General features: G+C 40.7%; 24 protein-coding genes. 8 read left to right on the top strand and 16 right to left on the bottom strand.

Annotated features, from left to right (window positions below):
* Positions 1-13: 13 nt before the first annotated feature.
* A complete protein-coding gene (locus L0657_RS15990) occupies positions 14-850 on the bottom strand; it encodes an outer membrane beta-barrel protein (RefSeq protein WP_235151786.1) in 837 nt (278 codons plus the stop codon).
* 30 nt (positions 851-880) lie between these two features.
* On the opposite strand from L0657_RS15990, the gene L0657_RS15985 reads away from it, so the two are divergent.
* Entirely contained in the window at positions 881-2,038 is a 1,158-nt protein-coding gene (locus L0657_RS15985; protein WP_235151785.1) for a hypothetical protein, read from the top strand.
* Positions 2,039-2,097: 59 nt separating this feature from the next.
* Here the strand turns inward: L0657_RS15985 and L0657_RS15980 are convergent, their stop codons facing one another.
* The 3 genes from L0657_RS15980 to L0657_RS15970 form a co-directional block, all read right to left on the bottom strand.
* Complete coding sequence (locus L0657_RS15980) at positions 2,098-2,784, bottom strand: head GIN domain-containing protein (RefSeq protein WP_235151784.1); 687 nt, start codon at positions 2,782-2,784, stop codon at positions 2,098-2,100.
* Positions 2,785-2,863: 79 nt separating this feature from the next.
* The gene (locus L0657_RS15975; RefSeq protein ID WP_235151783.1) at positions 2,864-5,395 is read right to left on the bottom strand and encodes a PspC domain-containing protein; all 2,532 of its coding nucleotides are present in this window, start codon (positions 5,393-5,395) and stop codon (positions 2,864-2,866) included.
* Positions 5,396-5,433: 38 nt separating this feature from the next.
* The gene (locus tag L0657_RS15970) at positions 5,434-5,799 is read right to left on the bottom strand and encodes a PadR family transcriptional regulator (protein WP_235151782.1); all 366 of its coding nucleotides are present in this window, start codon (positions 5,797-5,799) and stop codon (positions 5,434-5,436) included.
* A gap of 239 nt (positions 5,800-6,038) precedes the next feature.
* Between L0657_RS15970 and L0657_RS15965 the strand changes: the two genes are divergently transcribed.
* The 3 genes from L0657_RS15965 to L0657_RS15955 are packed head-to-tail and all read left to right on the top strand — an operon-like array spanning position 6,039 to position 10,708.
* Entirely contained in the window at positions 6,039-6,554 is a 516-nt protein-coding gene (locus L0657_RS15965) for a dihydrofolate reductase (protein ID WP_235151781.1), read from the top strand.
* Between the two features lie 33 nt (positions 6,555-6,587).
* A complete protein-coding gene (locus L0657_RS15960; RefSeq protein ID WP_235151780.1) occupies positions 6,588-9,533 on the top strand; it encodes a C25 family cysteine peptidase in 2,946 nt (981 codons plus the stop codon).
* Positions 9,533-10,708 (top strand): hypothetical protein, encoded by a 1,176-nt coding sequence (locus tag L0657_RS15955; protein ID WP_235151779.1) that lies wholly within the window; start codon positions 9,533-9,535, stop codon positions 10,706-10,708. The genes L0657_RS15960 and L0657_RS15955 overlap by 1 nt, the downstream gene beginning before the upstream one ends.
* Before the next feature lie 5 nt (positions 10,709-10,713).
* On the opposite strand, the gene L0657_RS15950 is transcribed toward L0657_RS15955, so the two are convergent.
* Positions 10,714-11,163: a hypothetical protein gene (locus L0657_RS15950; RefSeq protein ID WP_235151778.1), complete on the bottom strand. Its 450-nt coding sequence runs from the start codon at positions 11,161-11,163 to the stop codon at positions 10,714-10,716.
* A 236-nt stretch (positions 11,164-11,399) separates the two neighbouring features.
* On the opposite strand from L0657_RS15950, the gene L0657_RS15945 reads away from it, so the two are divergent.
* Positions 11,400-12,131 carry a DUF4290 domain-containing protein gene (locus L0657_RS15945; RefSeq protein WP_235151777.1) on the top strand — a complete coding sequence of 244 codons (732 nt, stop codon included), beginning with the start codon at positions 11,400-11,402 and terminating at the stop codon, positions 12,129-12,131.
* Between the two features lie 54 nt (positions 12,132-12,185).
* Entirely contained in the window at positions 12,186-13,493 is a 1,308-nt protein-coding gene (gene murA, locus L0657_RS15940) for a UDP-N-acetylglucosamine 1-carboxyvinyltransferase (RefSeq protein WP_235151776.1), read from the top strand.
* A 66-nt stretch (positions 13,494-13,559) separates the two neighbouring features.
* Here the strand turns inward: murA and L0657_RS15935 are convergent, their stop codons facing one another.
* The gene (locus L0657_RS15935; protein ID WP_235151775.1) at positions 13,560-14,414 is read right to left on the bottom strand and encodes a DUF1080 domain-containing protein; all 855 of its coding nucleotides are present in this window, start codon (positions 14,412-14,414) and stop codon (positions 13,560-13,562) included.
* 150 nt (positions 14,415-14,564) lie between these two features.
* On the opposite strand from L0657_RS15935, the gene L0657_RS15930 reads away from it, so the two are divergent.
* Together L0657_RS15930 and L0657_RS15925 are read left to right on the top strand one after the other, a co-directional pair.
* Entirely contained in the window at positions 14,565-15,482 is a 918-nt protein-coding gene (locus tag L0657_RS15930; RefSeq protein WP_235151774.1) for a class I SAM-dependent methyltransferase, read from the top strand.
* Between the two features lie 27 nt (positions 15,483-15,509).
* A complete protein-coding gene (locus tag L0657_RS15925) occupies positions 15,510-16,823 on the top strand; it encodes a deoxyribodipyrimidine photo-lyase (RefSeq protein WP_235151773.1) in 1,314 nt (437 codons plus the stop codon).
* 83 nt (positions 16,824-16,906) lie between these two features.
* Here L0657_RS15925 and L0657_RS15920 read toward each other — a convergent pair whose 3' ends face one another.
* From L0657_RS15920 to hisIE, 10 genes are all read right to left on the bottom strand, one after another.
* Complete coding sequence (locus L0657_RS15920; protein ID WP_310588289.1) at positions 16,907-18,226, bottom strand: pitrilysin family protein; 1,320 nt, start codon at positions 18,224-18,226, stop codon at positions 16,907-16,909.
* A 40-nt stretch (positions 18,227-18,266) separates the two neighbouring features.
* Positions 18,267-19,445, bottom strand: coding sequence for a type IX secretion system outer membrane channel protein PorV (gene porV / locus L0657_RS15915; protein WP_235151772.1), 1,179 nt, complete (start codon positions 19,443-19,445; stop codon positions 18,267-18,269).
* Positions 19,446-19,554: 109 nt separating this feature from the next.
* A complete protein-coding gene (porU, locus tag L0657_RS15910; protein ID WP_235151771.1) occupies positions 19,555-22,944 on the bottom strand; it encodes a type IX secretion system sortase PorU in 3,390 nt (1,129 codons plus the stop codon).
* Positions 22,922-23,539, bottom strand: coding sequence for a hypothetical protein (locus L0657_RS15905; protein WP_235151770.1), 618 nt, complete (start codon positions 23,537-23,539; stop codon positions 22,922-22,924). Before L0657_RS15905 ends, porU begins: the two co-directional genes overlap by 23 nt.
* Positions 23,540-23,607: 68 nt before the next feature.
* Positions 23,608-23,787, bottom strand: coding sequence for a hypothetical protein (locus L0657_RS15900; protein WP_235151769.1), 180 nt, complete (start codon positions 23,785-23,787; stop codon positions 23,608-23,610).
* Between the two features lie 148 nt (positions 23,788-23,935).
* Positions 23,936-24,715: a geranylgeranylglyceryl/heptaprenylglyceryl phosphate synthase gene (locus L0657_RS15895; RefSeq protein WP_235151768.1), complete on the bottom strand. Its 780-nt coding sequence runs from the start codon at positions 24,713-24,715 to the stop codon at positions 23,936-23,938.
* Positions 24,693-25,121, bottom strand: a complete 429-nt coding sequence (locus tag L0657_RS15890) for a hypothetical protein (protein ID WP_235151767.1) — start codon at positions 25,119-25,121, stop codon at positions 24,693-24,695. Before L0657_RS15890 ends, L0657_RS15895 begins: the two co-directional genes overlap by 23 nt.
* A 74-nt stretch (positions 25,122-25,195) precedes the next feature.
* Positions 25,196-25,561 (bottom strand): phage holin family protein, encoded by a 366-nt coding sequence (locus tag L0657_RS15885; RefSeq protein ID WP_235151766.1) that lies wholly within the window; start codon positions 25,559-25,561, stop codon positions 25,196-25,198.
* A 58-nt stretch (positions 25,562-25,619) separates the two neighbouring features.
* On the bottom strand, positions 25,620-25,955 hold the full coding sequence (locus L0657_RS15880) for a phage holin family protein (protein WP_235151765.1): 336 nt from the start codon (positions 25,953-25,955) through the stop codon (positions 25,620-25,622).
* Between the two features lie 13 nt (positions 25,956-25,968).
* Positions 25,969-26,598, bottom strand: coding sequence for a bifunctional phosphoribosyl-AMP cyclohydrolase/phosphoribosyl-ATP diphosphatase HisIE (gene hisIE, locus L0657_RS15875; RefSeq protein ID WP_235151764.1), 630 nt, complete (start codon positions 26,596-26,598; stop codon positions 25,969-25,971).
* Between the last annotated feature and the right edge of the window lie 19 nt (positions 26,599-26,617).

Below are 26,617 nucleotides of genomic sequence, written 5' to 3'. Positions count from 1 at the left end.
TTTGATAATTTATTTAGAAACGCGGACAACGTACACTTTTGCGTTCGTGCGCTTCTTTTCTTGTACCGATTAAATAATTGACACGAACCTGAAGAAACAGATAAATATCTTTTCGGGCAGGCCTTCCACGATGCCAGCCCGGTTGCTGTGGTATCCCTCCAATTTCAGATGAACGGTCAGAAAGTCGGCGGGCGAGATCACTTGATAAAGTATTAAAATCCGGATAAACTGTGCTGACATCATCCAGATAATCCGAATTGACAAAGTTGTTGACAAGCTCCATACCTACACTCCAACGCTCCGCAATCTGCTTCGAAAATCCTGCGCCGAGCATAAAAACTAAAGGCAGACGATTATATTTTACACCTTCCGTTTGCAAGGGAGCAAGACTAATCCAATTGCCATCAAGTTCTGCTTTCGGAGTCATATAAGTTACGCCAACACCGCCAAGCAGATATGGATTGAAAGTTTCATGACGATTATAGGCAAATAAATCAGCTTGTATTCCAACATTCAAATCAGGATTTCGCGTTCGGAAAGATAAGTTTTGCTGATTATTTGCGGAATTTTTCTGATCCGCAGAAACACCGTAGAACCTCACTTCTCCCCGCGCACTGAAATGTTCTGTCAGACGATACAGCGCGCCAACCGATACTGACGGGCCAAGACCTAAATGCTCCGAAAGCCCACTCTGCAAATCTCCCATGTAATAGGCAACGCCGACACCGCCAGTTAGACTGAAAACGCCTAATGGTGGCATATATCTTCCACGGTATTTGCTGCGATCCTGCCCACTTGCCAAATGCAAAACCCCTGATAATAAAAACAATAACAAAATATACTTTCTCATACTATTGCGGCTTCCCTCGTTAATTCTGCGATGCAAGTTGTAAAAGAAACTGATTTATCCCAAATTAGCATTAGTTTCAATCTATCCCTTCCCATCATTACTCAACCTATGCAAAAATTTGCAGTCATTTTAATTATTAATCTTACAATACTCCTTATTTCTTCATGTGACTTTAAAGATCATGACATTCCAAGTAAAAATTGTAAATATGTTGGTCAAACCTGGGTGATTGAAAGCAAAAATGGTCCTTACATTTCTAAACTTACTTACGATTCTGATATCGATTTAGAGAGTCCAGGATTTCCGAGGGAAATGAATTCATTGTTTTCAACTTTCTCGGGAGACACATCCAAGTTAGAAATGCAGGCTTCCGAGCAAAAGAATTTTTCCTATCAGTATGATAAAAATGGATTTTTGACTCAAACAAAAGCTTCTACACTATTTGATTATCGTTCCCAAGAATTTTCATACGGCAATTCAGGCACTTTGCGGAATGCCAAAATGGAGACAGTTGAAACTACCAATTTTCAATATGAATCAAATCTGCTTAGAACTACATCAAAACAGACAGTGACAACCATAACCAGTAGTAACAAATCTCCGATAGTTACTAACGTTAGTAGCATTAAATCCTATACCTATAATACCGATGGCACCGCTCTGGTAGCTAACGAAGTATATGACGATGGTCAAATCGTTACCACAGATTTTGTGGATGGAAAAATCTCTTCTTCACAAAGACATGGTGCTGACGGCACTATAATTTCCTTTACAAAGTATAATAAACAAGGCAGAACCATTCTCGATAAATTTCAAGATTCCGAAATTCTTATCACTTATGATCAAAAAGACAATTTGGAAAATGTTAAAACTTTTTCGAAGGGAAAGTTACAATTTGAGCAAAACTATGAACATGATAATCAGCCTAATCCGGAAATACTGATTCCAATTTACTTTAAAGGGATACCTATTCCAATGAGAGATCTGTATCAATCAGGAGACAATAATAATTTAGTGAGAATAAAATTCACTAATTATGACCTAAATTATATTTCAGATGAAATAGCGAGTTATATATATAACCCAAACGGTTTACCACAATCTTCACTGTTAAAAAGGGTAACAGGGAGCAGCAGCGGAAGTACTGATAGTAAAATCACCACTTTCAAATACAAAGACTGTCAGTGAACAAAACCAAAAAGCCGGACAGAGCCGGCTTTTCGTACTATTCTATATAAAACAAGTTTCTAATCTCTCTTCACAGAACTTGCGCCTGAAGTATTGGAATGGATGTTTTTCACACTTCCGCCATAACGGATTCTACTTGCTCCGCTTGCGTCGGCATGGATTGTTGCATTGGCCATCACATAAGCACTACTCGCTCCGGATGCTTCGATATTAACTTCTTTTGCCGGAAAATTCTCTCCTTTGAAAGACGATGCGCCTGAAACTTCGCCACTTAGAATATCACACTGACCAATCATCGTCAAAGAAGATGCACCGGATAGTTCCATTGAAACTTTCGGAGCTGAGAAATTCATAGTGACGCTTGATGCGCCGGAAACCTCAACAGCCATCATTTTAGAGTTCGGGAAATTTCCAACCTGCGCCTTTGAAGCACCAGAAAAGTCCACTGCTTCCAGCGTCGGCATTGTGATATTGATACTGACCGTTTTTCTGCTTTTGTTCCAGTTGTTTCCGCGATATCCAATTCTCAAAATGCCTGATGTAACTTTCGCTTCCAGGTCTTTGATATCACCTGGCTGTCCGGTGGCTGTTACACTAAACTGGTTACCCTTTTTAACATCAATCTTAAAAGCGCTTCCCATTGCAAGTTTGTCGAAACCTGAAAGTTGGAAAGTTCTGCTTTCCTGAGCGAACGCCATCGCCGTGGATAAAAGGCAGACGATTCCGAATAAAAATAATTTTTTCATGACTGTAATTCTTTAATGTTTTGGTTAATGTGATTGAATGATGACAAATCTTCTTTGAAGGTTGCATCCACCTCTTACATTATTGCTGAACTTCCACTTTACTTGCGCCACTCAAATCTTTTTTCATATTTGCAACCTGTCCAAAATCCGCTTTCGAAGCTCCTGACGCGTGGACATCCGCATTCTGAATATTCATTCCTGTACCATCCAGTTTACAAGCTCCTGACAAATCAGCGTCAACAGATTTTGCGGAACCTTTCAAAGTTGCTTTTGAAGCTCCGGAAAGTCCAACCGACAGCTCATTTGTTTCAACATCGATCTCAGTTTTTGAAGCGCCGGAAACATCAACATCCAGCTTTTGAAGTCCTTTGAAACCAACGATTCTTGTCTTGTTAGCTCCTGATAAAGAAACACTTTCGATCGTTGGCATGGTGATGATAATTCCGATCCGCTTCCAGTCATTATCAAAAAGATTGAAAGGAGAGTCGCGTTTTACCTTTAAAACACCGCCTTCTTCGTAAATTTTCAGATCGTCAACATCTTTTTCTTCGCCATCCGCAGAGACATTAAACTCAGCACCTTGTTTTACTACAACTACATAAGCGCCGCCGATATCAATTTTCTTAAAATCTTTTACAGGAAATTGTTTGATATATGTTCCACGTTCCCCCATATCCATGTCGCTGTCTTCGTCGTCAAAAGAATAAGCGCCGTTACTGTTATTGTCATCGTCATTATCTGAACGAATATATTTTGCTGGCAAATTGATACAGACCAGGCCGGAATCCCGTTTAATCGTCCAGCGAAGTTGCTCCCAATTTACATCGTCATCGTTCAGATCGTAGGAATCTAAGTGGCGATTGCTGCCGTATCCGTGTGATATTGAAAACCATAAATTACGGGTGATAATAAATTGTCTGTCGAAAGGAATGTTCAATGTCAGATCAATTTGCTGATCACGGAAAGGACCATCATCTTTGAAAGCAGGGCCGTCATGGAAGGTAATTACAGAATCTTTGATTGTCGGTTCGTATTTTAATTCAGAAGCAAGTTTCCTGGCAATCTCTTTCGAACGACCGCGGGAAAGCATCTTTTTATCCAGTTTTAAACTATCTGTCGCATTGTAACCAGCTAGTCGAATATCAACATCAATCGTTTCATCTTCATCCGAATCGCCTTCATCCAGCGTAAGTGTTCCCGCTGGAATTGCATAGGAAACCGACTGGGTATATTCGCCACGTTTTGCAAAGTTACGCTGATAGGAAACGCCTTGAATGGTGGCAACAACAATACCGACAATCCAAAGTCCAAGTAAGGTCAGCCACACAGTACTGCCTACAATTTTCTTGTTTGACAAAAGCGTTAAACCCAGTAAAAGAAAAGTAATAAATGGAATGGCGGATACAAGGATCCCCGATAAAATCAGACTTTGCGGAATTTCCTGTAAAATACGGAACGGCAGCGGCATACCGTCAAATGCATCAATACTGGTAATACCCATCACCGCTGAGCCTCCAACAACCAAACCGAATAGTGCTAGAACCGGCATTCCAACCAAAAACACACCGATCATGATCCTAAGCACGGGCCCAAAGCCCTTTAAAAGCTTCCCCAAAGCACCGATAATTAATGCGATGGCACGAAAAGGAAATAGCAGAATTTTGGTAATCGGGTTTTCTTCACCTTCTTTATCAGAAAGATTAAGACTTTGTTTGATATTCGATTCGATATTCGAAAGCGTAATAGGCTCTCCCTGCATTTCCATTTTCTCCGTCAACGTATTAGCGGCCGGGGCGATAACCCAAAGGATAATATACAAAACAACACCGGTACCAAAAAGAAAAATAGATAGTACCCAAAGGAAACGGACAACGCCAAGATCCACGCCAAAGTAAGACGCAACGCCCGAGGCAACACCACCCACAACCTTACGATCCGGATTACGGTAAAACTTTTTAATTTTCGTATCTTCTTCAAGTGTTGAAGAACCTGGGAAAGCAATCCACATGGCGATGTAAAGCAAAACTGTGAATCCGGAAATACTTCCAAAAAACTCACCATCCATACCCATCATGCCGCCGCCTACGGGTAATCCGAGCACTGCTAAAAGAAAAGCCAGCCTGACCCACAGCGGATCAATTGTAAAATAATTTGCCAAACCAGCCGCAACGCCACCGACCAATTTACGGCGAAGATCTCTTACCAGTTTTCTGGGACCCGTGTGAGTTTTGCTTTCCGCTTTCGGAGCAGCTGGTGCCGGAGCAGAATAAGCTTCCTGTTTTGGGATGTCACTTTGTGGGTGAGCTGAACTAAGCGGATCTGAAAGAATATCTTCCGACTGCTCAATGGCTTCAAAATCTGCAACGGTACCCATGGCAGCGATCAACTCGTCCACATCAGAAAGCGAAATAACCTGTTTGCTTTCTGCTTTTTGTTTATTCCAAAACCGCTCGGCGATTCTGCCTTCAATGTCTGATAGAATTTCTTTGCTGTCGGCGAAAGAAGAAAAGTACTTTTGTATGGAATTAAGATAGCTTTTCAGCTTTTCGTATCCGTCCTCCTCTATGTGGAAGATGACACCGCCTATATTAATACTGATTGTCTTTTTCATGATTGAAATAATCGAAGGTCTTTAAATGATCAGTTAGATTAGGAAGGTTTTGACGTATCGCTCTTGCTCAGTTCCTCGCTGCGATGGATGACAGCCTTCACCGAGTCGGCCAGTTCAAACCACGTTGTTTGCATCGCATCCAGAAATATCTTCCCCTCATCTGTCAAAACATAGTATTTCCTCGGAGGCCCCGAAGATGACTCAACCCACTTATAATCCAGCCAACCTGAATTTTTCAGTCTGGTCAAAAGCGGATAAAGCGTCCCTTCCACCACCATCATTTTGGCAGATGTCAGCTCATCGAGCATATCCGAGGCATATACTTCCCCCCTTGATATGATGTGCAGGATACAGAATTCCAAAATTCCTTTCCGCATCTGCACTTGGGCATTTTCGATATTCATATCGGTTTCATGTTTTACTTAATGAAATGTATTTCATGGCTAACAGACAGGATTTGCACCTTCTATGTTTACAAAGGTATGCACAGGTACTTTGCTATGCAAGGTACTATGTTAAAATCTTTCAAGTCCTTTGATGAATGGCAGGATTCAAGGTTGACCGGCAAAAAAACGAGGATATAATTTTATGTTTATTTTTTCAGTTGTATTTTGAGAGACATTCTAACCTAACCAGCCCAATTTTGAATACCAAACCGCATCTTTATATCATCGCTGCTATGAGCGAAAATCAGGTGATTGGACAGGAAAATAGTTTACCCTGGCACCTCCCCGATGAATGGCAACATTTTCGAAAAGTTACTGACGGAAAGGCATTTCTGACAGGTAGAAAAAGTTTCGAAGCACCTGATGCGCTTCACTCTTCATATAAAAATGTGGTATTGACCCGACACCCAAATCGGAAAAAACAAGCGGATCCGGAATATGCCGAAGATTTAGCATCAGGCATTGCGTTACTTAAAGATGAAAACGAAGTATTTGTCTTAGGAGGCGCTTCGGTTTTTGAACAGGCACTGCCTTTGGCAGAAAAACTTTATCTCACAATCGTTCACGCAAACGTGGAAGGAGATGCTTTTTTTCCAAAGATAAACTGGGATGACTGGGAGCTGGTTTCTTCCGAATATCATGAAACTGATGCCCGCCACCAGTATGCGTTTTCCATGAATCTTTACAAAAGAAAGGAGCCAATGGAAAAATAAGCCTCGTGGTGATCATCCCAATTTCCTATGAAAATGGATCGATACTACGCGTCATGTTTTGGCAAACTATTTCTGATAATTCTAATTGCTTCGTCGAACAGTTGGTGCCAAAAAAAGTTTGGAAACGAATGGATTGATACAACGCAGAATTACCTACGCATTCCGGTTGTACAAACAGGGTTTTATCAGGTTACATTTTCTGAGCTGAAAAAGGCTGGTTTTCCTGTAAATATATCTGCCTTGGAATCGCTGCAATTATTTCGCCGCGGCCAGGAAGTTGCTATTGAAATAAAAAAAGATTCTGACTCCCTGGGTTTTCTGAGTTTCTACGGCGAGAAAAATGATGGTGCTCTGGATTCTTCTCTATATGTGACGCCGAAGGATATGCCGCATACTTATTACAGCCTATACTCGGATACTGCTTCTTATTTTCTGACTTATAGAAATGATGGAAAAATAGGAGAACGCATTGCAGTTTCCGCCGGAAAAGCGACGCAGAATGTAATTCCCTATCATTTCGAAGAAATTTTACAAATCCGGACTGATGAATATCCGGCGGGGAATTTGTATCCAATGGGAAGCACCTATGAAAACGGGACTGTACTCACAACCTACGATACGGGCGAAGGCTGGACTGGGAAAGAGCTCCAAAATAATCAATCGGAAACATTTCGAATCGCCCTGGAAAATCCATTTATTCCAAAACCAAATCAAACAGAAATTGAAGTATTGATCGTTGGCCGGTCAGCCGGAAATCATCAGATTCTCTTTCAAACAGGCGAAAAGAATACCGTGATCAGAACTTTGGATACGCTCCGTCTGCTCGATTACAATTCAGCCGTCTTCAAATTTTTATTAAATTCAGAAGGTATTACTGCTAATGGAAATCTTGCATTTACACTCAGTCCGATTAATAATTCCGGTTCTGTATCTCTTTCTTATCTGAAATTCCGATACCCGCAACGCACTTCACTTCCGTCAGCTCTGCTGCAAAAAACCTATCACTTCGATCCTGATATTTTTGAAAAAGCCGCCATTTTTAGGAATTCACAAAACTGGCAGTTTTACGATTGTACTAATCCCTATGAAACGAAGAAGTTGATACCCGAAGATTCCCTTCTCTTTTTAAACGGAGCTGAAAAAGTAATTGCCTTTAAAGAATTTCTGAAAGTTCCGCTTATGCGGTTGGCGAAGTTTAAATCCATAAATCCGAAGACCGATTTTCTGATTATCAGCCATCCGTTGGTAAGAAATCCAATTCCGGCCAGCAAAGATCCCGTTCAGGAGTATGCTGATTATCGGGCTTCAAAAGAAGGAGGTAATTTCAACACCTTGATTTTGAATAGTGAAGAAATCTTTGATCAGTTTAATTATGGAGAGCCAGGCCCTTTGGGAATCAGGAATGTGATATCATTTTTGCAAGAGAAAGCTTCTTTAAAATTTGTGTTAATTCTCGGAAAATCGATTGATCCGCAAACCGCGCGCCATCAATTAAAGGCGCGGCAAAATGATATGATTCCGAATGCCGGCTGGCCAGGTTCCGATATGGCGCTGACGATGGGGCTGGATGATCCAAGCACTTATGTTCCGTTGGTTCCAATTGGCCGGGTTAATGCGGCAACATCTCAAAATGTTTTTGATTATCTGCAAAAAGTTAAAACGTTTGAGTCGCAGAACAAGGCGGCAAGCTGGCGAAAAAATATCCTGCATTTAAGCGGTGGGCACACGGCCAACGAACGGGAAGTTTTCAGACAATATGTTGAATCTTTTGAAAAGAGAATTTCCTCTTCATCGCTGGGAGCAAATGTTTTGACGTTATCAAAAAAAACAGACGAACCGGTTGAATTATTCCCCATTGATACAATTGTCAACAATGGCGTTGCTTTAATGACATTGTATGGCCACTCCGGTTTGAATTCAAATGACATTGATATCGGTAGCCCGGCTGATACCAAACGCACCTACAAAAATGCCCCGTTTTATCCAGCCATTTTGGTGAATGGTTGCGCGATGGGAAATGTTTATTATTCGACTCCGGGAATCAGCAACGATTGGATACTTTCCCCGGAAAAAGGCGCTGTTTTATTTGTGGCCCACACGCATAACGGAGTCACCTCTTCACTAAAACACTACACGGATGCTTTTTATGAAGTACTCGCTGACAGTTTATTCGTGAGTGAATCATTCGGAATAATGCAACAGGAAGCAATTCGAAGAAACATGAAAAAATATCCGACGCTTTCGGACGGGATCACGGCGCAACAAATGAATTTACTCGGCGATCCGGCTATAAAAATTTTTCCGGCCAAACTTCCCGATTATACCTGGAATGGGGATCAATTGCATTTTTCTGACCCGACAGGACGTGTGCTGACCAATCAAAGCGACTCAGTCAACGTAAAAATCGGCATCAGAAATAATGGCAGATTTAAGGCCGAAAAATATGAAATTGTCATTCACAGAAACAATGGCAATTCCAGTACAACATATCAAATACCGCGAAACGCACCTGCCTATCTCGACACCTTATCCATCACTTTACCAAATAAAAATCTCAAATCTGGACCGGAAAAGTGGAGCTTCACCATTGATCCAGCCAACCTTTTACAGGAAGAAAACAAAGCGAACAATTATTTTGAAACAACATTTCTCCTGCCTGAAAGTAACGAAGAAAAACCGGCAACAATTTCCGATGCGGGCGTATCGCCCAATCCGTCGCGGGAACATTTCCGCTTTTTCCTAACATTTGATGGACTCGTTTTGCCTGAAAAATGGACGATTAAGGTTTTTGATATTTTGGGACGGACTGTTTACCAGAAAGATCTACAACCGTTTTTAGGTAAAAATGAACATATCTGGCGGCCTGGGAATATTCCCGTCGGAATGTATCTGTATCAAATGGTACCCGATAAAAACTATGTCACGTCCCGGGCCAAAGTTAAAAAACTGATGAGTGGAAAATTAATCTGGATGCACTGATGTGTAGTGGCTCAAAAATCTCAGATTATTGTCTTTTCCTGGTTTGGCTGCTGCACAGTTCAATAATCCTCCTGTTAGCCTATGTTAATCCAAATCATTACACAACCATTGACTCTCATTATTACCTTGAATCAGCTGATAATCTTTTGTCCGGAAACGGTTATTACATTTTTGAAAATAATTTTTACAATTGGAACAGTACGTTTCCTCCTGGTTATTCGCTTGCCATTTCGATCACTTCTTTACTTACCACCGCAAACGATTTGATAGCTTCAAAACTTGTCAACATCGCAGCGTCAGGAGTATGGCTAATTTATTTAAACCGATGGTTGGGAAAAGAAAAGGCGATAATACTGAGCTGCATATTGTTCCTGGGATCTTTCTTAAAACTATGGGCACATACCTGGTCTGAGCCATTATTTTTGATCGTTCTGTTTTGCTGGACTTATCAATTTTTCAAACTAAATAACGACTTACAGATTTCAAGAAAGACCTTTTCGTATTTATTTCTTCTCGGTTTGCTTCTGATGCTGATAAGATATGCGGGCATTTTCATTATTCCTCTAGCACTCGCATGCTGCCTATATCATATTCGAAAAAAGAATAATAAAAAAGCAAAAGCATACGCATGGCTGCTGACAGGATGGGCGACCCTATTTATCTTTTATTTGTCAATCAATAAATATCAAAGCGGAGAAATATTTGGCGGGAAGCGGTTTTATGGAAACATTTCCATATCTGAAAATCTCACAGCATTTTCGAAAGGAATTCTGAATGAATTATTAATTCGTGACGTTAATTTTGAGCTTTTCAACATCTCTTCAATGATTGGAACGGGAATTCAAACCGTTGTTATGCTTTTACTTTTTATCCAAAACAATCAGCGTATCAACAAACCTTCCAGTTTGACCATTCATTTTTTCGTCGTCGCCATTGGATATAACATTTTCCTTTTTTCCGTACGCATATTTAGTCCCTTTGACGAACCGGGTTATAGATTGTTAGCTCCTTTCAGCTTTCTGGCGCTCTGTGGATTTTGTCTGGCTTTGGATTTAAAACAATTTTCAACCCAATTGAAATGTGCTTTATTAACTTTAATTCTGTTTTCCTGGCTGGATCTGATACCACGTTATGTTTTTGGAATAAAATTGCTGAAAGTACTGACGACCCTTTAAACGAATTACTTTACTAATTCTAAAACTCCTTCGTTAGAGATCCTTTTTCCATTGAAACTAAATCCTGTATAGACATAATAAGCTCCTCCACAATCTTGTTCGACAGGTTTATAATTAATCAATAACGTATCAGTATCCTGATGATTCAGGTGAAGATATAATTCCGTTTGGCCCGTTTCGTTAAATGAAGGCATACAGATAAACTGTGTTTCGGTTAGCCCAGGACGTTCCAGTATCTCAAATTGAATGGCTGACTTATCTTTTACAGAAGCCCTGACAGAATCCGGATAATTCGGACCATTGAAAGAATTAACCAAATTTTTTCCAGCGCTATCAACAACTTTTAAGGTAATGTAAGAGGTAACCATTGGGTCAGCTGTATCGCAGTTTTCACAACCGAAAAGAATAATCTGCACCAGAAAAGCAGAACCCAGTAATATAATTTTAAAATTCATCCGATACAGTTGGCCAGTACTAATCTTTACGACAACGATTTACTGGAAAAGGTTGTACTATGGTCGTATAATCAATTAAGAACAAATACTTTACATCTCATTTTTTGCAAATTAATACGTGGATAATTGCGATTTTTGACGGTTTACAGTTGGACAAAACCGACTTCTATCTGCATCCACCTTTACTTTCCATAAAAACTTCTTATTTTTGTCAATTCTAAAAATCTTCGAAGCTCTTGAAAGAATACGGTAGCAACGTACAAAAACTTGCCGACCACATCGTAAAGATGGAGGACAAGGTAAAACGCAATCTCTACGCGCACATATTGATTGAACTCATGCGTCAGATCCATCCGAACATGAGGGATAATCAGGACTATACAAATAAACTCTGGGATGACCTTTACATCATTTCCGGATTTAAGCTGGATGTGGACAGCCCATTTCCGCCACCTTCTCCTGAATCTTTGGGTAAAAAACCATTGACGGTTGGCTACAATCAGCACAATCTGATGTATCGTCATTATGGTAGAAACATTGATCTTTTACTTCAAAAGGCAATTCAGACTGAAAACGAAGAAGATCGTCTGGCTTTTGTTTCTTATGTTTTCAGGTTAATGCGTTCGTTTTTCAATACCTGGAACAAGGATAATCCGGAAGATCACGTATTGATCGGGCAGCTTGAACTTTTGACGAAAGGGCAACTGAAAGAGGAAATTGATTATATCCGCAAAAACGGACCGGTTGATGCTGCGCCAAAAGACCGTAACAGCAATCAGGACAGAAATCGTGGAAATCATTCCGGCGGCGGTTTTAAAGCGCAGCCAAGTCAGGAGCGTCAGGGGCCTAATAATCAGAACAACAACAACCGGAACAGGCCGAATAATAAATTCGCAGGCAGGAACAATAACAACAATACCAACAACAATCGTAATAATAACAATAATCGCAAAAAGCCTGGAATCTGATCTCCGGCTATTTCTCAACCGGTTTAACTTCCAAACTACCGCCTGCAACTATCTATGGCTTCATTTAAAATAACAGGAGACAGACGCCTGAAAGGTGAAATTGTACCTCAGGGTGCCAAAAACGAAGCATTACAAATTATTTGTGCCGTACTTCTTACCAAAGAACCGGTTACTATACATAACATTCCAAACATTCGCGACGTCAACCAGCTTATTGATCTTCTTGGGGATCTTGGCGTTCGTAAAACACGTTTGAGCGACTCATCAATCCGTTTCGAGGCGAATGATATCAATCTTGATTATCTGGAATCGGATTCTTTCCGTCAGAAAGCTGCGGCTTTGCGCGGCTCCGTGATGTTGCTCGGACCGATGCTTGCGCGTTTCCGCAAAGGAAGAATCCCGCGTCCGGGTGGTGATAAAATCGGCAGAAGACGTCTGGATACGCACTTTATTGGCTTCGAAAAACTTGGAGCGACTTTCAGTTACGACGAAGAAGACGGAGGATTTTACCGTGTAGACGCCGCGAACCTGAAAGGCGCTTATATGCTTTTGGATGAAGCTTCTGTAACCGGAACTGCGAATATTCTGATGGCCGCTGTTATGGCGGAAGGAACGACGACGCTTTATAACGCTGCCTGCGAGCCTTATTTGCAGCAACTTTGTAAAATGCTGAACCGCATGGGCGCTAAAATTTCCGGCATTTCTTCTAACCTTTTGATTATTGAAGGCGTTAGTGAATTGACAGGCACGGAGCACACCATGCTTCCGGATATGATTGAAATTGGTAGCTTTATCGGTCTGGCTGCTATGACGCAGTCTGAGATTACGATCAAAAATTGCCAGATTCCAGAATTAGGAATTATCCCGGAAGTTTTCCAAAAATTGGGTATTCAGATGGAATTCCGCGGCGATGATATTTTCATTCCCGCTCAGGAAAAATATCGCATGGAAAATTACCTGGATGGCTCCACACTTTCCGTTGCCGACGCTCCATGGCCAGGTTTTACGCCTGACTTGTTGAGTATTGTTTTGGTTACTGCAACACAGGCACAGGGAACAGTTTTGATTCATCAGAAAATGTTCGAAAGCCGTCTGTTTTTTGTAGATAAATTAATTGAAATGGGCGCTCAGATCATTCTTTGCGATCCACACCGCGCTACCGTAATCGGGCACAACCGTGAAACGCAGCTAAGAGGAATTCGTATGACTTCTCCTGATATTCGTGCGGGTGTCGCCTTGCTTATCGCGGCGATGTCTGCAAAAGGCGTAAGTATTATAGACAATATTGAACAAATTGATCGTGGTTATCAAAACATCGATACGCGACTGAATGCAATCGGTGCAGAAATCGTTCGGTTGTAAATTTTATTTGATGAAATAAAGCAAGGCGCTCGAATCGGGCGCCTTGCTTTGTTTTATGAGGTATTATTATTTACTCTTTTTATAAGTACAAGCTGAATTATCAGCCTTGACGTAATACGATTTATAATTTGTCGCTTTCGGATCCATGCATCCTTTCAGGTTCAGAAGTTCTACTTTTCTGAACTCAACGGGATGGCTTTCACTTTGTAAAGAAATTGAGCCATGGTCCAACAATTTCCCTTCAATTACTTTTTCATCATTCCCGCTAACATTCCCTCCACCCATTTGTGGTTTATTATAGGCCAAGACCATCTCGCCATTTGCAAAATGCTGAATTAATGAATCGCCCAAAACCAGGACTTCGGCACGAACCCACTGATCGCCGTTATAGGTTTTTGAAGTAGAATTTACGCAATGCTGGGTCACCAGTTTTCCGTCCATAACCACATTGGTTCCGGGCGTACAAAGGTTACAAGTTGTGCGTTTTTTCTCATCTCCGCCTAACAATTGCACTTCGATAGAAATCGGAAAATCCTGATCTTTTCCCATCGTAGCAGCAGGTTGTCCCTGCACCATTATACCACTGTTTCTCCACGCCCAGCCTTCACCTTTGGGTGCTTGTTCACCAACAAAACGGTACTCAACTGCAATTCGATAGTAGGAAAAATCTTCTTTATAAAAAATGTGTCCGTATTTTTGCTTGAAATCGTCGTACTGATCGTAACGAACTACCATTTTTCCATCTTCCATACGAAAGGTGTTTCCAAAATTGTCGTTCAGATCATTCCCACGAATTTTAATATCCCAGCCAGCCAGGTTTTTTCCGTTGAAAAGCTGTTTCCATTCCTGTTTGGCGGCATCCTTTTGAGCAAAGGCTGTCAGGGAGAAAAAGGCAAATAAAATACTAAGACGTAATTTCATAAATAGATAATTAAGAAAAGATTGTAAGTAATTAAAGATCAGGCATAAGCAAGATATACTATATCAGCACGAATTATCCTTTCAAATATCCTGTTGTTTTAAAGCAGGTTGCAGATTGCTACTTCGTGAACTCCGGCCTGTAAATATACTATGAGAACTAAAAATATAAAGCGTAAAGGACATTCTGAGGATTTTTTTGGTGAATACCGCGACTTTTGGTGGAACGAAGGTTTTTTAAAATTACTAGCAAAAAGATTACAGCTGCATAATCATTTTAATCTGCTGGACGTTGGTTGCGGCCAATGCCATTGGAGCAGGATTTTGGTGGATTACCTGGGAGCGCCGGCGAAAGTTTCGGGAGTGGACAATGATCGAAAATGGTCAAAAGGGGAAGATGAATTAAACCAGTATTTTAAGTCAAAGGGTGTTGATTTTGAGTTAAAAAAGGGTGACGCGCATGAACTGCCATATGAGGATGAAACATTTGACATCGTTACCTGCCAAACGCTTTTGATACATGTTCAGGATCCAAAGACGGTCATAGATGAAATGAAACGGGTTTTAAAACCTGGTGGCACAATTCTTTGCGTAGAGCCTAATAATCTGGTACAAAGCCTGACGCAAAGTTCAGTTTCGATGAACGACCCGATCGACGAAGTTCTGGACCACGTCAAATATGCGTTGTTGTTTGAAAAAGGCAAGAAAAAGCTTGGTTTGGGCGACAATTCACTGGGCGATCTTGTTCCGGGATTCCTTGTACAGGCAGGTTTCAATCAGGTCGAAGTTCGCCTGTCAGATAAGGCAATCGCGATGTATCCGCCTTATACGACCGATGAGCAAATCGCGACCATGAGGCAATGGCAAAATGGAAATACCTGGAGTAACGAAGAGTTTTCCGATTACGATTATTTCAGAGCGATGGGTCAGGAAAATCTTGACTTTTTTGAACAATATAGGAGAAAATACGCGCATCTTGGTGAAAGAATGCTGCGTAATATTGATGCCAATAAATATCATTCTGCCGGCGGTGCTATGATGTACGTAATATCAGCTAACAAACCTTTATAGTCAATTTCGAGTAAACCGAATTCATTTATGCAAAAAGAGAAAATAGCAGTTTTTTGGTTCCGCAGAGATTTGCGTCTGCATGACAATGCAGGATTTTATCGCGCTCTGAAATCCGGATTACCAGTACTTCCTCTTTTTATTTTTGACAAAGCCATTCTTGATCAGCTTGACAATAAAGAAGACAAGCGAGTTACTTTCATCTATCAGGTGATTGCTGATTTGAAAAAAAAACTCGGCAAGCTGGATTCGGATATGGAAGTAAAGTACGGGTTCCCGGCAGATATCTGGAAAGAGCTTTTAATAAACTATGATATCGGAGAAGTATATACCAATCATGACTATGAGCCTTATGCGCAAGATCGTGACGGAGAAATTGGGGCATTATTGATAGAAAACGGGGCAGAATTTAAAACATTCAAAGACCAGGTTATTTTCGAAAAGCAGGAAGTTCTCACCGGACAGAATACAGTCTACACCGTTTTTACCCCGTATAGCAAAGCTTGGAGAGCGAAACTGAATGATTTCTATCTTTCTTCTTATCCCACAGAAAAATATTTTTCAAAACTCTACAAAACAAAAACGCAAGAAATACCTACGTTGAAAGAAATGGGATTTTTGGAAACAGATCATGATTTCCCTTCTGACGAAGTAAGATCGTCGTTGATTGAGAATTATGAGGCAACAAGAAATTATCCTGCCATACCCGGAACTTCCAGAATAGGTATTCATCTGCGTTTTGGAACGGTTAGTATCCGTGATTTAGCCAGAAAAGCTTTGGAAAAAAGCGGCACCTGGCTGAATGAATTGATTTGGCGTGATTTCTATCATCAGATACTTTGGAATTTCCCGCAGGTTGGGGAAGGGAAAGCCTTTCGTGCAGAGTATGACAATATTCGCTGGAGAAATAATGAAGCTGAGTTCAAATTATGGTGTGAAGGAAAAACCGGATATCCGCTTGTAGACGCCGGAATGCATCAATTAAATGAAACAGGCTTTATGCATAACCGTGTCAGAATGGTCACTGCAAGTTTTCTGACAAAACATTTACTAATCGACTGGCGTTGGGGAGAAGCCTATTTTGCAGCCAAATTACTGGATTTTGATATGGCATCAAATAATGGCGGCTGGCAATGGGCAGCAGGATCGGGCACCGATGCGGCACCTTATTTTAGAATTTTTAACCCTACTGCTCAGGCTGAAAAGTTTGATAAAAAAGGAGAATACATTAAAAAATGGGTACTGGAACTCAATAGTCTGAATTATCCGGCACCCATCGTAGATCATAAATTTGCCCGCGAACGCTGTCTGCAGGCGTATAAAGAAGCTTTAACTAAGGGTTAATTAGTAATGATTAATTGTTAAGGGTTAATTGTTAATGACTGTAAGGCGCAAATCATTAACAATTAACCCTTAATCATTAACAATTATTTCCCTCCTACTACCACCTCCACCATTTCATCAGGCCGCAAATAGGTTGAAGCCATCGATTGGATATCTTCGGCGGTTGTTGCGTGAATTTGCTCAATGTAACGGGTAAAAAAATCAGATGGCAATTTGTCAAGCAACAAGATCTTCTGACGGTCTGCTACTTCGAAAGCGGTATTAAGAGAGCCTGCAAATTCTCCTGCCATAAAATTCTTAACTGTTTGCAATTCGGTATCGTCTATTAATTCCGTTTGCAGACGATAAATTTCTTTTTTAATCTCATCAATTGTTTGCTGTGTAAATTCCTTTTTCACGTCCGTTCCGATCATGAAATACCCCTCGCGACCCAGCGTGACCATGTGAGAAGAAATCCCGTAAGTCAAGCCTTTTTCTTCGCGGATATTTTTCATCAAACGTGATCCGAAATATCCGCCAAGAATTTCATTCGTCACCAGCATTTTGAAATAATCCGGATGTTGTCTTGTAAATAATCTGCGTCCGATTCGGATTGTAGACTGGACGCTATCCGATTTTTCAACCAGAACTTCTTTGCCCTTATAGTCCGTAGCGGCAACATGTGAAATATCAGCAGCATCATTTTTATACTCTGACTGTCCAAAATATTCGTTGACCAGTTTCGCATCAGCATCGCTAACCTGTCCTGCTAAAATTATCGTCCGCTTTCCGTTTTTGATAAATTTTTCAAAATGAGCCTGGATTTCTGACAATGGCAGTTCCTGGATATTTTTTTCTTCCTGGCTTTGTCCGTACGGATGTTCCCGACCGAATAATTGTCTGCGAAACTCAGTTGTTGCCAGATAAGCAGTTTTTTCCTTATTAACTTTTAGATTCTGCAATGTGATGTTACGAAGCTCATCCAGCTCCTTTTCAGGAAAAGCAGGACCGCCGATCATCTCTTTCACAATTGTCATAACCTCCGGAAGAAATCTTGACAAACAATAAATAACAATACCGGAACGATCAGAAGAATGATTCAGATCAATGAATGCTCCGATCCTGTCGAAGGCTTCGCTAACCTCAGAAGAAGTCATGGAACCGGTTCCTTCCGGAAGCATTTTAATTGCAAAATAGGATGCGCCGGTTTCTTTTTCATGCCAGTTTCCTGACTCAAAAATGCATTCAAACCTGACAACCGGCTGATCTCCTATATTGATAACGTGAAGCGGAATTCCGTTATCCAGTGTGTGCGATTGCGGTTCCGGCAGATTTATTGTGTTGATGATCTTATAAGCGGGAGCTTCCGTACGGTCGAGTATCATATCGTTATATTGATAAAAAAGCGAATGACGTTCTTTCAAACATCATTCGCTTTTTATGAATTATATATTGTAATAAATTTTAGTTTTCTGTATCTCCAACATCAAGTTTTTCAGATTTGTTCAAACTTAAACCCAGCGTAATACGCAAAGTCTGCGCCAATGGACTACCCTGTGTTGTTGGGAACATGTAAGCGAAATCAACATTGTAACGGTCAAGGAACTTAGCTCCTACACCGGCAGTGAAAAATCTGCGGTCACCTTTATTTTTGTTCTCACCAAAATAACCTGCACGTAGTGCAAAAATGTCGTTGTACCAATATTCAGCACCAACCGCCACAGCAATTTCCTGAACCTCTTCTTTCAGACCGTCAGGTGCATCTGAGAAAGAACCAAATGCTCCTTTCAACGATCCGTAACCATTGATCTGAACATTCTGAGCAGCTGTTGCGCCAGGCGTCGGAACCATCAATTTGCTTGCATCAACGATAAAATTGAAACGGTTTCTTCCGTCAGCTGTGAATGAAAGCCCACCACCCAATTTCAGGTTTGTAGGAATAAAACTTTCTGTATCTGTGTTAGAACCGTAGTTGATCTTGCCACCAAGGTTAGACAACACCGCGCCAAGAGACCACGTTAAGTCGCTGCCAGTATCTTCGTTTTTAATTTGTTTTCTATAAAATGCGCTGATATCGCCAGCTACTGTACGAGCTGGTTTTAGCGAAACATTATTTACAACAGCATTTCCTGCAAGGTTGGAAGAAATATATTTCAACGTTAAACCCATCGAGAAATTCTTTCCAAGCTGTTGGGAATACGTTCCGCTGATCGCTAGTTCTCTTGAATTAAAAAATCCGGTATGCGTACCAACCGCATCTCTCAAATCCAGTTCTCCATTGTTGAAGAAGTTGATAGAACCTGCGATTGCCTGTCCTTTCCCGATTTTCTTATAGGCAGTCAGGTAACCCAACCACATGTCGTCAACTAGATTTCTTAACCACGGAGTGTAAGAAGCCGAAACTCCGAAATCTTTTTCATTGTAAGGTAATTTTGCTGCATTCCAATAAGTTGAGTTTGCATCGGGGCTAAGTGCAACACCTGCCTCACCCATAGCCGCACTGCGTGCGTCAGGTGCAAAAGTTAAAAAAGCCAGAGGGGAACTTGGTATTCTGCGAATTGTGTCTGCTGCGAGGGATTGAGCAAGCAAACTACTCGTTGACAATAAGAATAATGAAGATAAACTTACAAAAAATAGTCTCATATTTATTGGATTTGCGATAGGAAGTGGTGTTAGTCGACTTCTTTTAAAGGGTCAAAAATACAATGAAAGATATTTAATACTACAATAAAATTACAAGATTTATTATTCGCTAACGTAAACGCAACAGTTTTCCCGAGCGCTTGTCAACAGAATTGTCATTTAATGAACGAATTTGCATTGTATACAGGAGTGAATTCATTCCCGAGGTAAAACCATCTAATCTTATTCCTGGAATTGTTTCTCTGATAATACTCTCACTGTTATAGTATTGCCAGCGAAAAGACCCAACTTTTTGACCCGAGCTCAGCAATATACTAAAAACAATTTCTACATCATCATCAGCTTTGTTGTGAATTAATTCAAAAGAAAGATCCTGATCGAAAGGGTTTGGAAAAACATTCAAACTATTAAGTTTTATACCGGTTGCTAAACCTACTTGAAATCCGAACGTTATTTCAGAGGAGTTAGTATACGTATCCCATACTTTAATGACGGCGCTGTATTGTCCGGCTGGTAAATGATCGAACGGGAATCGAACTGCACCTTTTCTGTAATCAAAATCAGCTGTATAATAATCGTTTAGAACATAGGTAACGGTATCATTAAGCGTAATGGTTATATTATGCCCAATTCCTGATTTTGACACATTAATACCATTCTCGTCACTTAAATCCAGAAATAAAGTTGAAGAAGCATCGACAAGGTCACCATCCTTAAAGTCCTTTGTATTCATGTAGGCTGAAACTTTTGGCGGTGTAACATCAGCGACTGGGGTTACGCTCCCTCCAATCAGAACATCGAGCTGGGCGGACGCATCAGACAAACTATCTTCGCTTAAAGCGTAAAAACTGGCCCGTCCAATGCCAGTGCGGTAATCTATATCTTTGGGCATAACAAATTGACAGACAAACTGTCCGTCAGTAATTTTCACCTTTCCGTCGAACAGTTTATTTCTGAATTCGCTGTAACTTTCTGCCTCTCCCTCATTACCCAAAGTCCGGAAAGAAACAGGCTTGTCATAAACCGTCACACTGGCCGTTCCGTTGAAAGACTTATCTGCCGCGTTGTTAAAAACTACTTCACCTTGTAACGCCACCTTTTCCATGGCACGTAAAGTATCGGGTTTGGTAACCCAACGAATCTGCCTTTCAGCTCGCGCCAGACGCATGGAAGGATCGCCCAGCAAGGTGAAATTCCGGTTCAGACTTCCGGCCAAACCATTGTTTTTAGTCAGTCGGAAAATATCACCCAGTTTTGCCTCTGGCCCCAGTCTTATCAACGCTTCATAAAAAGCTTTGTTGATCGTAAAATTTGTGCTGGAATAAACCGGCCTGGTAGTACTCAAAGCGGCAATCGCAGCACCTCGCGGACTTAGCACCATTAATTCGGCACCGGAAATAATCCCAGGATCATCGTAGCGGCCAAAATCGCAGGTTGCGGTAATTAATAAAGGCAGATTATTGTAACCTCTCGCCGTTTGCATTTCCCCAATCGTTAATACCTGTTCCTCGGCCCAACCGCTGGTTCCTCCGTGGCCGGTATAATTCAGAATAAGCGTCCCGTCATTGATCTTGTTTTTTATTGCAGCATTTACAGCAGGCACCTTTTGCCCTAAACTTGTTGTGGTCTGCGGATAGGCATCAAGAAAAATCCGGCTCGATAAAAAATTGGGTTGTGTTATTTGGGCAAGCTCATCTGCATGCTGCTGGTGAATCAGATCATCACCATCATCTGCAACAAAACTGATCGTGTTCTGCCAGCGCCCAAGGGATTTGGGTGACGAGGCATAGTGAATTAACTTGTCAACAATAATAGTCGCATCTGAAACTGATTTAACCGGAAGCCTTCCAACCCCGATTTCCATGGCATAATCCCCAATATCATTTTCAACCCATTCACCTTCTCCATCTTTTAAAAAGCCAAAGTAATCGTCTGAGGAATAGGTATAAACCGGATTGAGTGATTCATGGCTTTCATATACCGGAACCCAATTATTCCGCTGAGGCAACGTCTGATTTTCGAGCAGATTTTTAAAATCATACGTAGCATCACCAAACAAGAGCAGATATTTCAACTTTCCTGTTTCGCTTTTATCTAAAAAACGAACATAGTCGCGAACTGCTGAAACATCCGTTTTCCCACCTGAAAACTCATTATAAATCTGATCCGTTGTTACTACCAATGTTTGAAGATTATCGTTTTCTTCACGAAAAGCAGCAAGCCTTTTTGCTTCGGACTCAAACATTTTTGCAGTAACAATTAAAAGATCGGGAACTGCATTTCTGCGCAGGTTTTGATTCTGGATTTTCTGGACAGAAGGTGGTAGTAGCGCGTTTTGAAAAGTAAATCCAATGTATTTTCGATCAGTCCTGCCATCTATGTCTTTAAATGTGGCTGAGCTCGCTGTATTTTGTAAAATTGCGGAAGTAATCTGGCTGGCATCTGAAATATTCCACCAGAGCCAATCCGCAGAAACACTGTTAATCTGATAGGTTACAATATCTTTTGATCCAGGCCGGAATCGGTAAATTTGCTGGTTTCCATAGGCTTTCAGAATTCTTTGAGTTTGCAGGCCGAAGTAATTTAGGTAAGCCTGCGCTGAGCTTTGTCCGCTCCTGTCATAATTTACCCCGAGTGTAATGTTCGCTCCCGGATTTTCCGCCGCTTTAATAACAAAAACTTTCTCAGATTTCTGGGCTTTAAGATCATATTGTCCTGCACCAATCACCCCAACATAATTTTCGCCAGCCGATTGACCATTCAATTGCCAGGTAAATTTTGTTGGAATCTGCGCCGATCCGATTGCGGAAGTCGAAAAGTTGATATCGGAAGAAGGAATAACATCCGGAATATTTGCCTGAATTGTAAATATGGAAGAATTACCAATATATTCTCCCCACCACTCCCGGCCGGACCTCAACAAATTAACTGATTCCTTTTCGTGAAACCAATAATCATCATACTGGTTAAGATTAGTCTCAGAAGCAGATACGCCACTTTGTTTATTGGTTACCCGTAAACCTTTTCCCGCACTGACCGTGAAAAAATAATAACTACTATCTGAATAAATATTGATCTGATGAGCGTAGCGGGACTTTAAAGAATCGTAATAGATCTGATGCGGACTGTCTCCATAAAAATAGATCACATCTGAAGCATCAAATTTTCCATCTTCTTCTCCCTTAACCAGAATAGCGTTTTGCACCAAATCGACAGGGCGTTCTGAACTATTATTTTGAGGTAACATTTTACCTCCATTTCCATAAATTTTAATCTGGTCAGGCGCAATGGTTGTGATGTCAAGGCCCATTCCTTTAAGAAAAGCAGCGTCAATTTTATAAACACCACTTTCCGTGACCGCAATTTTATACCAGTTACCTGTTGACAAAACAGATGATACTTGTCCAAAAGACTGACTTGATAACAGCAGGAGAATCCAGCAGAAAAATGCCGGATAAGAGGAAAATCTTAAATATTTAACACGCTTCAACGAGGGCATGAGCAGGAATTGTGTAACGCCGTTGGGACAGTTTATCAGTACAAAGTACACGGGTACGTCTCAACGAACCTCTGATAAACTGCCTGTTATGAAAAACGAAATTGCTGCCTTCCATAAGGTGGACTAAGGCAACTTTATTAGCAGTCAAAGTATTGTCGTCATATTTTTTAATAGAATTGTAAAGAATATGATCTGCGCTTGTCGAAGCTTTCGGGTTCTGCGCATACCTCAAAAGTGGTTCCAGAATGTCGGCAGGAAAAATCTGCTCGTTCATTACCGGCAATAATAATTTTGCAAAAGCTGTTTTCCATTCAATGCCATGAGGTGCGACACGTTTTCTTAACCGGTTTTTTGTTTCGGTATAAACGATGTGGTGCGCAACTTCATGCAAGTAAGTAATCAGGAAATTATAAGGATTCAAATTTCTGTTTACTGTAATTCTTGGCACAAAACCTGGTTTTATAGTAAAATCGCCCAGACGTGTATTACGTGGGCGTGACAAGAAAAAATCGAATTTATACGTTTTGTGAAGATGGTCGCAGTATGCGTATGCAAGCTGAGGAACGTAGTCAGCGAGGGATATATTTTTTTCCATACCCTAAATAAAAAAAGAAAAGCCTTATAAATAAGGCTTTTCAGTAATTTCAGCAAAAGCTCAATGAATTATTTCACTGAATCAGTTGACATAGAATCTGTTGCAACAGAATCAACAGCTACAGTATCAACCATAGGAGTTTCAACAGTTACAGCAGTAGAATCAGCTGCTTCTTCTTTTGGCTTGCTAGTACAAGACGCGAATGCTACCATTCCGGCAACAAATGCAAATGCTACGAATTTTTTCATTTCTTGGGTGTAATTAAGGTTCGATGCAAAGATAGCATGATTAGTTTCAATTATCCCAACGTTTTGGATTGTATTTTTCCAAGAACTTAAAATTTCCTTAGAAAATAATGAAACCCCTTTCTTTAGTACAATATATTATCTTCTAAGTCTAGTAAACCTTTTCCAATTGGAGGTTAAACATTTTTACAGACGCTGCAACCTCGGGAAGCAAATTCTGGTTTTGTTCTATTCCATTACCTACGACGATGACATCTGCACCGGCCTGCATCGCCCTTAATGCTTTTTCACTTGAATCAATTCCACCGCCAACAATTATGGGCGTATCCACGGCAGAACGAACGGCGGCGATCATCTCCGGAGAAACCGGGACTTGCGCACCACTGCCAGCATCAAGGAAAATATTTCGTAACCCTAGCATTTCTCCGGCCATGGCTGTACAAGCAGCAATGGAAGCTTTATCATGAGGAATTGGCGTCGTATTGCTGATATAAGAAACGGTGGTCAGCTTGCCACTTTCAATCAGCATATAACCTGTTGGTAAAATTTCAATTCCGCTTTTCTTTAACATAGGAGCAGCGATGACGTGTTGCCCAATAAGAAAATCAGGATTTCTTCCGGAAATCAGAGATAATAATAATATCGCATCAGCAGTATGCTCAACATGAAGACTGTTACCAGGAAATAGAATTGTCGGGATATTAGTATATTGTTGAATAGCTGAGATCAGCTTATCAATGGCATAGTTTGTAATAAGACTGCCGCCAACAAAAAAAAAGTCCACTTCATTTTCGACAGCCTGCTCGAGGAAACTTTGAAAAGTGTCAAAATCCACTTTATCGGGATCCAGGAGGACTGCAAAAGATTTCCTTTTTTCTTCTTTTCTGGCTGTAAGGAGTTCTGCTATTTTATGATTTGATATTTTCTTCATTCGATTCAAGGTCATCTGCAATAAAATTCTTTAGCTTTTGGCGCGCCCATCCTGCTGCCAGCGTCCATACTAAGCTTTGTACGACTGCACCTATCGCAAATTTACTCTTCTTTTCAGGAACCGAACGTCGAATTACCGTATTTTCAGGGTCAATATATATTTTTTCTTTCTTTTTTTCCTTCGGGAGCACAGCTTCCAGCACTAAATAAGTACTTGCAACCACTCCGCCTATGATCAACGCCTGCTTGCCGTAATCTGTTGCATCCTTCTTTAGGTCGTCCCACTGCACTTCAAGCTTATCTCTGTAAAGATCCGCTTCTCTCAGCAAATCCTCTTTTTCTGCGTCAGTATTTGACGAGAATGGTTTCGTCAACTTTACGGATGAATCTATCGGTGAACTACTCATATCATGATCCTAAATTAAAGTATTATTCAGAAGTAACCAATGTGAACCAAAAATAACAAATTCGTTGGAAAAGCCTATTTTCCAAGTACTTTATCTGTAAGTTCATCTTCTTTCACCTGAACAAAACGAGTGATTATATTACGAATAAAACCGATCAGCTGCTTCTTGAACGTAATCGCCAAAATTAACTTCAAGACAAATACACCTAACAATATTAGGTATCCAAGATAATCACTGTCCAGCCACTTGTTAAGGAATGTTCCTAATAATATGATTAGCAGAATCAGAATGATTAATGCAACACTCAACAGAACTACGCCGTAGATAGCGCTTACGACGGTACGTTCTATTTTGTCTCTTGTCTCTATCTTAAACAAATCGATACGTGTCTCGAAATACTTAAACAGCGTATCTTTTATTTCCTCTAGTTGGTTAAACATAGGCCTGTAGTTTGCAATTCATATAATTGATATTGAACTAGTTTTTACAAACAAGAGTCTAATCCAAAAACATACCAAGGATTGCAGAAACGACTGAAACGACGAAACCAAATATCAGCGCAGAGATAAATCCGCTGATAGCGAAGCCATCAACCAGATAAGTCGCCAGATAAATTATAAATACATTGATAACAAAATAGAATATCCCTAATGTCAGAATAGTGATCGGCAAGGCCAGAATCTGAAGCACTGGTTTTAAAAAGGTATTAAGAATTCCTAAAACAATAGCAACAATTGCGGCCGTTGTCCAGCTTTCCACGAAAACACCAGGAACAAGCTTCGAAGCAACTACAATCGCCAAAGTACTGACTAGAAGGCGTATTAATAAATTCATATAGCTTTGGTTTTTATGAGTGACGGCTACGAAGTACGCTAATTACCTCATCTAAGTCAATGTTTTTTTGTTCCAAAAGCACCAGAAGGTGAAAAAGCAAGTCGCTCACCTCACCTTTAAACAGGTCGTCATCACTATCTTTAGCCTCAATAACAACTTCAACGGCTTCTTCCCCTACCTTTTGTGCGATTTTGTTGATACCTCTCTTAAAAAGACTGCTGGTATAAGAATCATCTGCGGGATTTAATTTTCTGTCACGGATAATATCCTTTTGCAGATAATTTAAAAACGCAGCTTCCCCGATCCGTGTATTACGGTTATTTTTTTCCCCAAAACAGGTATCGTCCCCAGTGTGGCAAGTTGGCCCCGCTGGTTCAGCCTTAATCAGAATCGTATCTCCGTCACAGTCAGCTAATATTTCCTTAACAAATAGAAAATTATCAGAAGTTTCGCCCTTTGTCCAGAGCCTCTGTTTACTTCTGCTAAAAAAGGTAACCTTGCCTTCTGCCTGTGTTTTCTCAAACGCTTCGCGGTTCATATAACCAAGCATTAAAACAACAGAAGTGTTAATATCCTGAACAACAGCCGGCACAAGTCCGTCGGCTGATTTCGTAAAATCTATGGTTGAAAGTTCGTGCGTCATTTATACTTTTTTATGAAAT

Source organism: Dyadobacter sp. CY345 (assembly GCF_021502725.1).
In the GTDB taxonomy this organism is placed as follows: Bacteria; Bacteroidota; Bacteroidia; order Cytophagales; family Spirosomataceae; genus Dyadobacter.
The sequence above is the reverse complement of the archived record's forward strand: the minus strand, read 5'-3'. Positions and strand labels throughout refer to the sequence as shown.

Bases quoted from the DNA above. Each gene is read 5' to 3' on its own strand.
- L0657_RS15880 (WP_235151765.1), bottom strand. From the start codon at position 25,955: ATGAATTTATTAATACGCCTTCTAGTCAGTACTTTGGCGATTGTAGTT.
- L0657_RS15985 (WP_235151785.1), top strand. From the start codon at position 881: ATGCAAGTTGTAAAAGAAACTGATTTATCCCAAATTAGCATTAGTTTC.
- L0657_RS15900 (WP_235151769.1), bottom strand. From the start codon at position 23,787: ATGAAAAAATTCGTAGCATTTGCATTTGTTGCCGGAATGGTAGCATTC.
- L0657_RS15895 (WP_235151768.1), bottom strand. From the start codon at position 24,715: ATGAAGAAAATATCAAATCATAAAATAGCAGAACTCCTTACAGCCAGA.
- L0657_RS15975 (WP_235151783.1), bottom strand. From the start codon at position 5,395: ATGAAAAAGACAATCAGTATTAATATAGGCGGTGTCATCTTCCACATA.
- hisIE (WP_235151764.1), bottom strand. From the start codon at position 26,598: ATGACGCACGAACTTTCAACCATAGATTTTACGAAATCAGCCGACGGA.
- L0657_RS15980 (WP_235151784.1), bottom strand. From the start codon at position 2,784: ATGAAAAAATTATTTTTATTCGGAATCGTCTGCCTTTTATCCACGGCG.
- L0657_RS15990 (WP_235151786.1), bottom strand. From the start codon at position 850: ATGAGAAAGTATATTTTGTTATTGTTTTTATTATCAGGGGTTTTGCAT.
- porV (WP_235151772.1), bottom strand. From the start codon at position 19,445: ATGAGACTATTTTTTGTAAGTTTATCTTCATTATTCTTATTGTCAACG.
- porU (WP_235151771.1), bottom strand. From the start codon at position 22,944: ATGCCCTCGTTGAAGCGTGTTAAATATTTAAGATTTTCCTCTTATCCG.
- L0657_RS15905 (WP_235151770.1), bottom strand. From the start codon at position 23,539: ATGGAAAAAAATATATCCCTCGCTGACTACGTTCCTCAGCTTGCATAC.
- L0657_RS15890 (WP_235151767.1), bottom strand. From the start codon at position 25,121: ATGAGTAGTTCACCGATAGATTCATCCGTAAAGTTGACGAAACCATTC.
- L0657_RS15955 (WP_235151779.1), top strand. From the start codon at position 9,533: ATGTGTAGTGGCTCAAAAATCTCAGATTATTGTCTTTTCCTGGTTTGG.
- L0657_RS15950 (WP_235151778.1), bottom strand. From the start codon at position 11,163: ATGAATTTTAAAATTATATTACTGGGTTCTGCTTTTCTGGTGCAGATT.
- L0657_RS15885 (WP_235151766.1), bottom strand. From the start codon at position 25,561: ATGTTTAACCAACTAGAGGAAATAAAAGATACGCTGTTTAAGTATTTC.
- murA (WP_235151776.1), top strand. From the start codon at position 12,186: ATGGCTTCATTTAAAATAACAGGAGACAGACGCCTGAAAGGTGAAATT.
- L0657_RS15970 (WP_235151782.1), bottom strand. From the start codon at position 5,799: ATGAATATCGAAAATGCCCAAGTGCAGATGCGGAAAGGAATTTTGGAA.
- L0657_RS15925 (WP_235151773.1), top strand. From the start codon at position 15,510: ATGCAAAAAGAGAAAATAGCAGTTTTTTGGTTCCGCAGAGATTTGCGT.
- L0657_RS15960 (WP_235151780.1), top strand. From the start codon at position 6,588: ATGGATCGATACTACGCGTCATGTTTTGGCAAACTATTTCTGATAATT.
- L0657_RS15930 (WP_235151774.1), top strand. From the start codon at position 14,565: ATGAGAACTAAAAATATAAAGCGTAAAGGACATTCTGAGGATTTTTTT.
- L0657_RS15935 (WP_235151775.1), bottom strand. From the start codon at position 14,414: ATGAAATTACGTCTTAGTATTTTATTTGCCTTTTTCTCCCTGACAGCC.